Annotated in this window: 10 protein-coding genes and 1 pseudogene; 9 read left to right on the top strand and 2 right to left on the bottom strand. The window is 67.7% G+C overall.

All coding sequences use genetic code 11. From position 1 onward, the window contains the following. Positions 1–7 precede the first annotated feature (7 nt). Positions 8–169: pseudogene (locus MO1_RS14625) on the bottom strand (TraM recognition domain-containing protein); the annotation flags it as partial. 60 nt (positions 170–229) lie between these two features. Between MO1_RS14625 and MO1_RS11500 the strand changes: the two are divergent. The 9 genes from MO1_RS11500 to MO1_RS11460 all read left to right on the top strand — a co-directional run bounded on the left by MO1_RS11500 (position 230) and on the right by MO1_RS11460 (position 11725). Continuing rightward, on the top strand, positions 230–1774 hold the full coding sequence (locus tag MO1_RS11500; RefSeq protein WP_060916094.1) for a molybdopterin-dependent oxidoreductase: 1545 nt from the start codon (positions 230–232) through the stop codon (positions 1772–1774). Positions 1775–1959: 185 nt separating this feature from the next. After that, on the top strand, positions 1960–2976 hold the full coding sequence (locus MO1_RS11495; protein ID WP_255209262.1) for a LacI family DNA-binding transcriptional regulator: 1017 nt from the start codon (positions 1960–1962) through the stop codon (positions 2974–2976). Positions 2977–3038: 62 nt separating this feature from the next. Beyond that, positions 3039–4703 (top strand): ABC transporter substrate-binding protein, encoded by a 1665-nt coding sequence (locus MO1_RS11490; RefSeq protein WP_060916093.1) that lies wholly within the window; start codon positions 3039–3041, stop codon positions 4701–4703. Positions 4704–4763: 60 nt separating this feature from the next. Then, complete coding sequence (locus tag MO1_RS11485) at positions 4764–5741, top strand: ABC transporter permease (RefSeq protein WP_036308436.1); 978 nt, start codon at positions 4764–4766, stop codon at positions 5739–5741. A gap of 13 nt (positions 5742–5754) precedes the next feature. Further along, positions 5755–6732: an ABC transporter permease gene (locus MO1_RS11480; RefSeq protein ID WP_255209261.1), complete on the top strand. Its 978-nt coding sequence runs from the start codon at positions 5755–5757 to the stop codon at positions 6730–6732. Further along, positions 6729–7646: an ABC transporter ATP-binding protein gene (locus MO1_RS11475; protein WP_036308438.1), complete on the top strand. Its 918-nt coding sequence runs from the start codon at positions 6729–6731 to the stop codon at positions 7644–7646. The genes MO1_RS11480 and MO1_RS11475 overlap by 4 nt, the downstream gene beginning before the upstream one ends. Continuing rightward, positions 7643–8677: an ATP-binding cassette domain-containing protein gene (locus MO1_RS11470; RefSeq protein WP_060916091.1), complete on the top strand. Its 1035-nt coding sequence runs from the start codon at positions 7643–7645 to the stop codon at positions 8675–8677. Before MO1_RS11475 ends, MO1_RS11470 begins: the two co-directional genes overlap by 4 nt. Continuing rightward, positions 8674–10137 (top strand): glycoside hydrolase family 32 protein, encoded by a 1464-nt coding sequence (locus MO1_RS11465; RefSeq protein WP_060916090.1) that lies wholly within the window; start codon positions 8674–8676, stop codon positions 10135–10137. The genes MO1_RS11470 and MO1_RS11465 overlap by 4 nt, the downstream gene beginning before the upstream one ends. A gap of 16 nt (positions 10138–10153) precedes the next feature. Then, on the top strand, positions 10154–11725 hold the full coding sequence (locus tag MO1_RS11460) for a glycoside hydrolase family 32 protein (protein WP_255209260.1): 1572 nt from the start codon (positions 10154–10156) through the stop codon (positions 11723–11725). Here MO1_RS11460 and MO1_RS11455 read toward each other — a convergent pair. After that, positions 11703–12725 (bottom strand): NADPH:quinone reductase, encoded by a 1023-nt coding sequence (locus MO1_RS11455; RefSeq protein WP_060916088.1) that lies wholly within the window; start codon positions 12723–12725, stop codon positions 11703–11705. The two genes, MO1_RS11460 and MO1_RS11455, sit on opposite strands and share 23 nt — an antisense overlap. Positions 12726–12739 lie beyond the last annotated feature (14 nt).

Here is a 12739-nt window from a genome sequence, read left to right as displayed (position 1 = left end):
CCGCCGGTCAGAGCCTGTGCGCCCGTGCGGCGCGAGTCCGATGCCCGCCGAGGATGATCTTGACGATGGCGGCGTCTCGGATCTCGCCGGACGCGTTCGCCGACCACTTCTCCCGCGCCTGCGCGAAACTCAGCAGCACGGGCATGGTCTTGATCCCCGTGCCGCCGCCTCCCCCTGATCAGGAGGGGCCTCTGGGCCGCCACATGGCGCACAGGCTTACCATGACCCCATGACTGCACAGTCGAGGGCGTGGGCGGCCACGGCGGGAGTCGTGTCCGTCGGCGCAGCCCTCGCTGTCGCCGAGCTGATCGCGCTCATGGTCGCTCCGCAGAGCAGCCCGCTGTTGGCCGTCGGCTCTCTCGTGATCGACCTCGCCCCACCGTGGGCGAAAGACGCCGCCATCGCACTGTTCGGCACGAACGACAAAATCTTCCTGCTGGTGCTGCTGTCGGTGCTGCTGGCGCTCGTCGCCGCCGGCGCCGGCATCCTTCAACTCGCTGCTCCGCCCCGAGGTGTCATCGTCCTGGGCTTGCTCGGCGTCATCGCGGCTATCGCGGTCACGACCCGCGCACAAGCGACCGGAGCGTGGGCCATCCCGACAGTCCTGGGCATCGCGGTCGGATGCCTGCTGCTGCACATGCTCATCGTGCGCCTGCGGCGGTCCCTCCCCACCCCAAACGGCGCCACGGCATCCCCTTCCTCGCCGTCGCGACGTGGTTTCGTCGCTCTGCTCGCAGGGTCGGCCGCGGCGGCGATCGTCGTCGGCGTGGGCTCACGCCTCGCGAACGCCGCGACCATCACGACGCAGACCATCCGTCGGGCCATCACCCTGCCGAAGCCCACGACGACGGCGGCGCCCGTGCCCGCCGGCGCATCGCTCGACGTCGAGGGGATCTCGCCGCTGATCACTGCGAACGAGAACTTCTACCGGATCGACACCGCCTTGCAGGTACCCGCCATCGACCCGGAGACCTGGCGTCTGCGCATCGTCGGCATGGTGGAGAACGAGATCGAGATCGGCTTCGACGAGCTGCTCGCATTGCCGCTCGACGAGTCCATCACCACCCTCATGTGCGTCTCGAACGAGGTGGGAGGCAGCCTGATCGGGAACGCACTCTGGCTCGGCTATCCGATCCGCGACCTGCTGGCTCGGGCCCGGCCACTGGCCGGCGCCGACATGGTGCTCTCTCGCAGCGTCGACGGATTCACCGCGAGCACGCCGCTCGAGATCCTCCAAGAAGAGGACCGTAACGCGATCTTCGCGGTTGGCATGAACGGCGAGCCGTTGCCGCCGGAGCACGGCTTTCCCGTGCGCATGGTCGTGCCCGGCCTGTACGGCTATGTGTCGGCGACGAAATGGGTCACGCAGCTCGAGGTCACCACGTTCGATCGGGCCTCCGCTTACTGGACCGACCGCGGGTGGTCGGAGCGGGGACCCGTCAAGATCGGCTCACGCATCGATGTGCCGGCGAACCGCGCGTCGGTAACGGCCGGCCCGATGGCTGTCGCTGGCGTTGCATGGGCTCAGCACACCGGCATCCGGGGCGTGCAGGTACGCGTCGACGGCGGCGACTGGCAGGACGCGCGCTTGGCGACGGCGATCTCCTCGGATACCTGGGTCCAGTGGGTGTACGAGTGGGACGCCGCCGCCGGCACCCACGACATCGAAGTCCGCGCGACGGACGCCGACGGTCAGGTGCAGAGCGGTGACGACGTCCCCGTCGTCCCGGACGGCGCCGAGGGCTGGCATTCCATCTCGGTGACCGTCGGCTGACCGGACGTCAGCCCGCAGCGAGGAACGCTCTGGCGGCGCAGACCAGCTGCGAGCGGCCCACGTCGATCACCTTTGCTCAGCCGAAGGTCGATCTGAACTTCACTTGACGGCCCGTTCTAACCCGGGTTAGCATCATCCACACATGGCGTTAACCCGGGTTAGTCGCCTCAACGGAGAGGGCTCACGTGTCGATCGACAGGCAACGCGCGGTGACGATGCGCGACATCGCCGAGCGGGCGGGTGTGTCGCGGACCGCGGTCTCGTTCGTGCTGAACGACCGTCGTTCTGTCTCTCTGTCGGATGAGACGCGAGACCGCGTGCTGAGCGTCGCCGCGGAGCTCGGCTATCGGCGCAATGCGAGCGCACAAGCGCTCGCCCACCAGCGAAGCGACTGGTACGGCCTCGTCACGGAGATCGTCACCGCCCCGTTCGCCGTCGAGATCATCAAGGGTGCTCAGGATCGCGCGCTGACGGACGGAAAGTACCTCCTCATCGCCTCGACCGAGTCGGATGCCGAGGCTGAGTCCGCTGCTATCGAGCGATTCCTGGAACAACGCGTCGAGGGAATCATCTACGCCGCGACATGGCACCGTGCCGTCGCCATCCCGGACATCGCGAGCGAGGTTCCCACCGTCCTCGTGAACTGTTTCGACGAGGAGGGTCGCTACCCTGCGGTCGTCCCCGACGAGCGCACGGGCGGGCGCCGCGCCACCGAACGACTTCTCGCTGCGGGACATCGTCGAATCGGCTTCGTCAATCTCGATCCCGGGATTCCGGCGGCAGTGGGCCGCCGCTTGGGCTACCACGACGCATTGCGCGACGCGGGCCTCGACATCGACGAATCCCTCGAGATATCTGGACACGCGACAGCAGACGGCGGCTTCACTGCGGTCGACGCTCTGCTCGACCTTCCGACGCCTCCCACCGCGATCTTCTGCGCGAACGACCGGATGGCCATGGGAGCGTACGACGCCATCAAGGAGCGCGGACTGCGCATCCCCCACGACGTGGCCGTCATCGGATTCGACAATCAGGAGCTCATCGCGGCGTACCTGAGGCCGAGTCTGACGACGGTCGCCCTGCCCTTCGATGAGATGGGCGCCCGAGGCGTGGACATCCTCGCCGCTATCACAGCGGGCCAGTCGACCGACGCCACACGGGTGACGGTCGACTGCCCGCTCCTGGAACGCTCGTCCGTGTGACTGGACATCGCTGAACGAGCACACCCTTCGCCTTCAAGGAAGAAGAAAGGAACACCATCATCATGACACTCCGTAGAGGCCGCGCGCTCGCGGCGGTGGCCGCCGCGGCGGCCTTCGCCCTTGCGCTCGTCGGATGCAGCGGCGGCGGGAAAGACACCGCCGCCGATCTGGACGGCACTCAGCTGCTCACTATTCCGCGGGAGGACATGGGAACGTTCGACCGCAACTTCAACCCGTTCTCCAACCCCGACTTCCCCATGACCCAGCAGGCGATCTACGAATCGATGCTGATCTTCAACCCCGCCGACGGCACGACCACGCCCTGGCTCGCAACCGAGTGGGAGGTGGCTCCCGACGGGACCGGGGTGACCTACCACCTCCGTGACGACGTGAAGTGGTCCGACGGCGAGCCGCTCGTGGCCGACGACGTCGTCGTCAGCTTCGATCTGCAGCGCCAGATCCGCGGCGGATTCGACTACATCGAGAAGATCACCGCCGTCGACGACACGACGGTCCAGTTCGACTTCTCCGAGCCGTTCTCGCCCGCTCTTCTCGACATCGGTCAGCAGTCCATCGCACCCGCCCACATCTGGCGCGAGTTCGACGACCCCGCCAAGGAAACCAACCCCGAACCCGTCGGAACCGGCCCGTACACCGAGGTCACGAACTTCCAAGCGCAGTCGTTCGATCTGCTTCGTAACCCGGAGTACTGGCAGCCCGACGCCCAGCGCATCGAGGGCGTGCGTGTACTCGCCTTCGCCGGCAACGACGGCGCGAACCTCGCGGCCGCCAACGGCGACGTCGACTGGGCGCCGCAGTTCATCCCCAACATCGAGAAGGCCTACGTCGAAAAGGACCCGGAGCACCGCTTCTACTGGTTCCCCCCGACCGGCTCGATGGTGAACTGGCAGTTCAACACGACCAAGGCACCGTTCGACGATGCGAATGTACGCAAGGCGCTGTCGATGGCCGTGGATCGTGAGCAGGTCGCTGAAATCGGGATGCAGGGCTACACGAAGCCCGCGGACTGCACCGGGCTGACCGGGTCTTACGACTCCTGGCGTGACGAGGATGTCGTGTCCTCCTGCACCTGGACGAAGCGCGACCTCGACGGCGCGGCGAAGCTGCTCGACGAAGCCGGAATCACACTCGGTTCCGACGGCAAGCGCGTCCTGCCCGACGGTACGCCGTTCGAGTTCGACTATTCGGTGGGCGCCGCATCGAGCGACTGGGTGTCGGTCGGCAACGTCATCGCACAGAACCTCGCCGAACTCGGCGTCACGGTGAATGTCGCCGCGCGGGACTGGGCGGAGGTCGTCTCGGGCTATGAGTCCGGCGACTTCGACTCCGGAGTGGTGTGGAGCAACGCCGCGCCGACGCCGTACCAGTTCTACCGGGGCGTCATGTCGACCGAAACCGTCAAACCGGCCGGCGAGCAAGCCTTCGAGAACTATCACCGCTTCGGCACCCCCAAGGCGGACGCCCTCCTCGACCGGTTCGCTGCGGCATCCGATCAGGCGACGCAGACCTCGGTCATGAACGAACTTGAAGCGCTCTTCGCGGCGGAGGCCCCGGTGGCGCCGCTGTTCCCCGGGCCGGAGTGGGGAGCGGCCAGCACGGCGCGCTTCACCGGGTGGCCGACCGAGGACGACCCGTACGCGACTCTCTCGACGCGTGCGCGTACCGCGGTTCTCATCCTGACGACGCTCGAGCCCGTCAAGGGCTGATTTCGGCAGCCCGTTGCGCCACCCGGTGTGGTGGCGCAACGGGCACCGAGGAGGAACACCATGGGATACATCCTTCGGCGACTCGGGTTCTACCTGGCCGCCTTCTGGGTTTCGATAACCCTGAACTTCATGCTGCCCAGGCTCATGCCCGGCGACCCCGTCTCGCGCATGGTCGCACGACTGCAGGGGTCGATCCGGCCCGAGCAGATCGAGGCGCTGCGCCGGTCGTTCGGCGTCGACGACGCCCCCCTGTGGGAGCAGTACGTGCGTTACCTGGGACAAATGCTCTCGGGCGACATGGGCTTCTCGATCTCACGATTCCCGACGCCCGTGACCGACGTCATCGCCGGACAAGTGGGGTGGACCGTTCTGCTGGGGCTGACCTCGTTGATCATCGCAGTGGCCATCGGCAACCTTCTCGGCATCCTCGCCGCCTGGCGTCGAGGCGGGGTTCTGGATTCCGTCCTCCCGCCGGTGCTGATCTTCATCGGTTCGTTCCCCTACTTCTGGCTCGCCATGGGACTGCTGTGGCTGTTCGGCGTGACCCTCGGATGGTTCCCGCTCCGTCACGCGTTCTCGATGGGCACGGTCCCGGACTTCTCGCTCGACTTCGTCGGCGACGTGGCCTACCACCTCGTGCTGCCGGCAACCTCGATCGTCCTCGTCTCGATCGGCGGGTGGATGCTGGGGATGCGCAACACGATGATCGCCACGAACGCCGAGGACTACATCGTCATGGCCGAGGCGAAGGGCCTCCGTCCCGGCCGGATCATGATGCGATACGCCGCGCGCAACGCGATGCTCCCGTCGGTGACCGCCTTCGGCATGTCGCTCGGCTTCATCGTCGGTGGCGCCCTGCTCACCGAGGTCGTCTTCGCCTACCCGGGCGTCGGATACCAACTTCTCTCTGCTGTGCAGAACCTCGATTACCCGCTGATGCAGGGCCTGTTCCTCACCATCACCACCGCGGTCCTGATCGCCAACTTCCTCGTGGACATCGTGTACGTGCGGCTCGACCCGCGCGTGCGCGTCAGCTGATTGGAGCGTGACTATGTCTCTCGCACAAGAACCCAACGCGATGGCCGAGCTCGACCTCGGCGGTGAACCCGATTCCACCTCGCGACGCCGACCCGCCCGTGAGGGCCTGATCCAGGGCCTGCTCTCGAACAAGAAGGCGATCGCGGGCCTCGTCATCCTGGCGGTGTTCGCCGCGATCGCGTTGCTCGCGCCGGTGCTGTCGCCGGACGACCCGACCCTGATTCAAGGGCTCGGCGCACAGCCGCCGTCGAGGGATCACCTGCTGGGCACCACCGCCAAGGGGCAGGACGTCTTGGCACTGAACCTGTGGGGCGCGCGCTCTTCGCTCTTCGTCGGGTTCATCGTCGGCATCCTCGCCACCCTTGTCGGCCTGCTCGTGGGGCTCGCATCGGCCTACCTCGGCCGGGTGGTCGACAACGTCCTGTCGCTCGTGACGAACGTGTTCCTCCTCCTGCCCGGGCTGCCCCTGCTCGTCATCCTCGCTGCCTTCCTCCCGCAGGGCATCGGCACCGTGATCCTCGTCCTGGTGATCACCGGGTGGGCGGGATCGGCGCGCGTGCTGCGGTCGCAGGCCCTGTCCATCCGTGGCAAGGACTTCGTCGCTGCCGCACAGGTCACCGGTGAGGGATCGTTCCGCATCATGTTCCGCGAGATCCTCCCGAACATGGCGTCGATCGTCTGGAGCACGCTCCTGGCGTGCATCATCTTCGGCATCGGTGCGCAGGCCGGGCTCGAGTTCCTCGGCCTGGGCGACATCAGCACGGTCAGCTGGGGCACGAACCTCTACTGGGCCAGCAACGACGGGGCGCTGCTGACCGGCGCATGGTGGGTCTTCGTCCCTCCGGGCGTGTCGATCGCATTGGTCGCCTTCGCGCTTGCCCTCGTCAACTACGGCGTCGACGAGACGACCAACCCTCGCCTGCGTCGCCCCCGTCGCCGGGTCGCCGCAGCCCAGCCCACACCCGTTAGCTCGAAGGAGGTCTCACGATGAGCGCTCCTCTGCTCGAGGTCGACGACCTCACCGTCGAGTACGTGACCGACACGCGGGTCGTCACCGCCGTGGACCGAGTGAGCTTCACCATCGGTGAAGGCGAGGTGTTCGGACTGGCCGGTGAGTCGGGATGCGGAAAGTCGACCATCGCGAACGCGGTGCTGCGTCTACTTCGCGACCCCGCCGTGATCGCCGGCGGATCGATCCGCTTCCGCGGCACCGACGTGCTCGCGCTCACTGCCCAGGAGCTTCGCGCCTTCCGGTGGCGTCAGGTCGCCATGGTCTTCCAGAGCGCGATGAACTCGCTCAACCCCGTGATGACGATCGGCGATCAGATCGCCGACATCTACACGACGCACGATGGCATCTCGAAGAAGGAGGCATTGCGCCGCGCGGCAGGCCTCCTCGACCTGGTCGGGATCCCGCGCGAACGCCTGCGCTCCTACCCGCACCAGCTCTCGGGCGGGATGCGGCAGCGCGTCGTCATCGCGATGGCGACCGCGCTCCGACCCCCGCTCCTCATCATGGACGAGCCGACGACGGCTCTCGATGTCGTCGTGCAGCAGGAGATCATGGCGCAGATCAAAGACCTGCAGCGCGAACTCGGGTTCGCGGTGCTGTTCATCACGCACGACATGTCGCTGATGGTCGAGCTCTCCGACCGGATGGCCGTGATGTATGCGGGCCGCTTCGTGGAGACCGCACCGGCGGTCACCGTGTTCGACGAGCCCCGGCATCCGTACACTCGCGCCCTCATGAACGCCTTCCCGCCGATGACCGGTCCGCGCACGCGGCTGACCGGCCTCGGCGAGGGCATCCGATTCGCCCACATCCCCGACTTGGTCCCCGTCGCCGCAGACCACTGGGTCGCGCCGTCGGGGCCCACCGACTCCTCGACGGAGGTCGCTCGATGAGCCCGTCCGACACACCAGTCCTGTCCATCCGCGGTCTGGAGAAGACCTTCTCGATCGGCAGCGCTTTCTCGCGTGGCCGCGTGCGGGCGCTGGGAGGCGTCGACCTCGACATCGCGCACGGTGAGGTGGTGGCGCTGGTGGGGGAGTCGGGCAGCGGTAAGTCCACGCTCGCCCGCTGCCTCGCCCGCCTGGAGCAGCCTTCGGGAGGCACCTTCTCGTTCGAGGGGCGCGACATCCTGACGTCTGAGCGCCGGGGCGCGAGCCGCGCATACCGTTCGGCCGTGCAGATGATCTTCCAAGACCCGTTCGGATCGCTCAACCCGGTCCACCGTGTGGGGCACTTCCTCGAGCGGCCGCTCCGTCTCCACGACGCGGCTGCGGGGCGTTCGGAGATCGATGCGGCAAAGCGCCGCTTGATGGCGAAAGTGGATCTGCCGGCAGAACTGCTCGACCGCTACCCGCATGAGTTGTCGGGTGGACAACGCCAGCGCATCGCCATCGCGAGGGCGCTCGCCGTCAATCCGCGACTCATCCTGGCCGACGAACCGACGTCGATGCTCGACGTGTCAGTGCGCATCGGCGTGCTGAACCTGATGCGCACGCTCTGCGAGCAGCAGGGAATCTCGATGCTCTACATCACGCATGATCTCGCGTCGGCGCGCTACATTGCCGACCGCATCGTGGTCATGTTCGCCGGCGAGTTCGTCGAGGGTGGAGATGCGATGGCGCTGTTGGCCGATCCGATGCATCCCTACACGCAGCTGCTCATCTCCGCGGTGCCGGACCCGCGGCGCCGCGGATCGTTCGATGCCGCCGAGCGCGCGCGGTTGCGACGAGAGGTGCTGCACCCGACGACCTGCCGGTGGGAAGGAACGGGCGACCAGCCCTGCTCGGCCGACACCCCCGTCTTCCACCGCGTGAGCGATACGCCCGAGCACTGGGTCCGTTGCCAGCTCTATGCGCCGCCCTCCGATGCGCCCGGCACCGCGATCGACAGCCCCGCGATGGATGAGGAGTCCACCGTCCTATGACCGACATCGTCACACCCCTGCAGGCCATGCCGTCCGAGATGCTCGAGCGGGCCGCGGCCGACCGTCACCGTCCGGCGTTCCATTTCACGTCGCCTGCCGGCTGGCTCAACGACCCCAACGGCCTCACGCAGCGCGACGGGGTGTTCCACCTCTTCTACCAGTTCAACCCGTTCGCTGCGGTCCACGACCGCATCCACTGGGGTCACGCCATCAGCGAAGACCTCGTCAATTGGCGCGACCTGCCCATCGCGCTCGCGCCGAGTGAGGGGCCCGACGTCGACGGGTGCTGGTCCGGCGTGCTCGTGTACGACGGCGACGTGCCGACGATCGTCTATTCCGGCAGGCACGGCGATCAGGAACTGCCCTGTCTCGCCACCGGGTCGGGCGACCTCGTCACCTGGACGAAGGACACCGGCAACCCCGCCATCGCGGCGCCGCCTCCCGACCTCGACATCGTCGCCTTCCGTGACCACTGCGTGTGGCGCGAGGGCGACACCTGGCGGCAGATCATCGGTGCGGGCATCCGCGGTCAGGGCGGTACCGCCCTGATGTACGAGTCCCCGGACCTTCGGCAGTGGAACTATCTCGGTCCGCTGCTCGTCGGAGACTCCGAGGACCGTCCACGTGACGCCCCGGATTGGACCGGCACGATGTGGGAATGCGTGGACCTGTTCCACCTCGACGCCGACGATGTCGACCGCGACGTGCTCGTCTTCTCCGCCTGGGATGAGGGCGTGACGCATCATCCGCTCTACTGGACCGGGCACTACGAAGGCGTGCACTTCGAGCCGGAGGCGCTCCACCGCCTCGACCTCGGTGGGCGCTACTTCTACGCTCCGCAATCCATGCAGGATGCCGGCGGTCGCCGGGTCCTGTTCGGCTGGATGCAGGAGGGGCGGCCCGACGCGGCGGCTGTCGCCGCGGGGTGGTCGGGCGTGATGTCGCTTCCGCGCGTCGCGACGCTGCGAGCAGACGGGTCGCTGCACCAGGCGCCCGCGCCCGAAGTGTCGAGCCTCCGGCAGGAGCTGCTGCACGACGGGCCGGCCGAAGGTGCCTCCGTGCGGGGCGACCAGCTCGACCTCGAGCTCGACATCGACCTTCCCGAGGGCGGCTCGGTCGAGCTCGCCGTGCTGGCGTCGCCTCAGGGCGACGAGCGAAGCGTCTATCGCGTGTCCCGCTCGGACGGCGAAGCGACGATCCTCCTCGACCGGTCGCGATCCAGTCTCGATTCCGACGTCGACACCGCGGAGCTCTCCGGGACCTTCCCGATGAGCGGCGACCGGGTGGCTGTGCGGGTGCTCGTCGACCACTCTGCACTCGAGGCGTTCGTGAACGGCGTCCCGCTGGCGGCGCGGGCCTACCCGACGCTCCGGGATGCGGTCGGCGTCGAGATCCAGGCGTCGGGAGCACGCGTCCACCTACGTGCATGGGAAATGAGTGCGGCAGCGACGCCGCGCTGACCGAATCGGAGGAACCATGACATCCGCAATCTCGAGGCGCTCGCTGTTCGCCGCGACCGGGGTGGCAGCGGCTGCCCACGTACTGACGCCCGCGCTGGGCTCCACTGTCGAAGCGGCGGAGCTTCCCGTGGCGAGAGGGAAGGGACACCCGGCATCCATGCGACCGACCTATCACTTCAGCGTTCCCGACAACTGGAAGAACGATCCCCAACGCCCCATCTGGGTGAACGGCGAGTACCACTACTACTACCTGTACAACGCCGACTACCTCGACGGCGGTGGGGGGACCTCCTGGCGCCGGGCGACGACCACGGACCACGTCTCGTTCCGGGATCGCGGCGTCGCGATTCCGAAGTTCACGAACGCGAACGGCGACTGCTGGTCCGGGAGCCTCGTCGTCGACGACCGCAACACGGCCGGGTTCGGGCGAGGAGCGATCGTGGCCCTCGTGACACAGGCGCCCGAGGGACGACAAGCCCAGTACCTCTGGTACTCGACCGACGGCGGACGCACGTTCCGGCCGGGCGGCGCGGCTCCGGTGCTCGCGAATCCGGGAACCCCCGATTTCCGGGATCCGAAGGTGATCTGGGATGAGGAGCGGGCTCGGTGGTTCATGGCCAATGCCGAGGGGCGCCGCATCGGGTTCTACACCTCGCCGGATCTTCATCGGTGGACACGCGTCGGGGAGTTCTCCCGCGACGACCTGGGTCTTCTCGAGTGCCCTGACATCTTCCGGATGACTGCCGACGACGGGACGACCCGGTGGATCCTCGGGGTGAGTGCCAATGGGAAGTCTCGAGGCCTGCCGGCGACCTACGCGTACTGGACCGGACGATTCGACGGGGTGTCATTCGTTCCGGATGCCGCCGAGCCCGCGTGGCTCGATCATGGCTTCGACTTCTACGGTGCCGTCACCTACGAGCATCGCGACGCATCAGGTCAGATCGACCCGACGGTGCGCCACGCTCTCGGATGGGCGAACTTCTGGGACTATCCGCACAACACCCCCACCCTGGTGACGGACGGCTACAACGGAGACGACATGATCGTCCGCGATCTCCGCCTCGTTCGTGGTTCCGACACCTATTACCTGGCGTCGGCGCCGACCGCCGCGCTGCGGGGCTACGCGTTCCGACAGCATCGGCTCGGGGACGTGACTGTGAACGGCACCCGCGACCTGAACGTACGATCCCGCGCCTACGAGCTGTCGTGCGAACTCGTGTGGGACCGCGGTGCCCACCCCGAGAACATCGGCTTCGAAGTGTGCCGTGCGCCGGAAGGCGGTCGGCATGTGGCGGCCGGGGCGTTCGTGAACGGTCCGTTCACCTACGTGAACCGTCGGCCGACGATAAACCCGACCGGGGGCGAATCGCAGGCGCCCTTCGACATCGGCGGAGGGTCTCTTCATGTGCGACTTCTGGTCGACCACGCGAGTGTCGAGCTCTTCGTCGGGGACGGTCGAGTGGTCCACTCGCACCGAGCGTTTCCGTTGGCGTCCGATGACGGCATTCGGCTGTACTCGCATGGTGGTGCGACGACGTTCCGCGATCTTCGGATTCGAGAGCTCAAAGCTCCGCGACGCGGATGAGTACCTTGCCGACCGCGGCGGCTTCGACGGCGTCGTGCGCAGCGGCGGTCTCGGCGAGCGGGAACCAGGTCAGCGGAAGGCCGTGTTCCTCCCCGACGGGGAGCACGCCGTCCTGGAGGGCGAGCGTGATGTCGGCGATCGCGGCATCCAGCGCCGGTTCGCCGACCGTGTAGAGCAGAACTCCCTGCACCCGGATGTTCTTCGCGAACGTGGGGCGGATCGGCATGCTGAACGTGTCGCCGTTGTCGTCGGCGTAGAAGGCGATGACCGCGTGGCCGGCGGCGACCTCCGCATCGACGGCGGCGTTCGTGGCGAGGGACACCTCGACGAACTGGTCCACACCGTCGGGAGCGACCTCCCGCACCTTCTCGACTAGGTCGCCCTGCGTGTAATCGACGATGTGGTGGGCACCCGCCGCGCGGGCAAGGTCGGCCTTGGCATCGGAGCTGACGGTCGTGATGACGGTCGCCCCGGCCCAGCGAGCGAGTTGGATGGCGGCGTGGCCGACAGCGCCCGCACCTCCGGCGACGAGCACTGTGCGACCTGCGAGCGCGCCAGGGGCGAGGCGTGCGGGGCCGTCCTCGTGGACGGTCAATGCGCGGTGGGCGGTGACGGCGGGCACGCCGAGGCTGGCTGCGGTCGCGAAGTCGATGCCGTCCGGAAGTCGGATGGCGCGGGATGCCGGGACCACCGTGTACTCCTGCGCGGTGCCCGTGGGGCGCTGGTGCTGGGCGAGGTGCACCCACACGCGGTCGCCGACGGAGAGCCCGTCGACACCGTCGCCGAGCGCATCCACGATGCCGGCACCGTCCTGGTTGGGCACGGTCTCGACGTAGGAGGCACGCTGCGTCCCGCCGGCGCGGGACTTCCAGTCGGTCGGATTCACGCCGGACACAGCGATGCGTACGCGCACCTCGCCGGCGCCGGGCACCGCGATGTCGCGGTCGACGAGGGACAGGACGTCGGATGCGCCCGGGGCGCGGTAGATGATCGCCTTCATACCGAAAGGGAACT

The sequence above is a fragment of the Microbacterium oleivorans NBRC 103075 genome, from assembly GCF_001552475.1.
Taxonomy (GTDB): Bacteria; Actinomycetota; Actinomycetes; order Actinomycetales; family Microbacteriaceae; genus Microbacterium; species Microbacterium oleivorans.
Note: the sequence above shows the minus strand (reverse complement) of the source record. Positions and strands in the feature narration are given on the sequence as shown.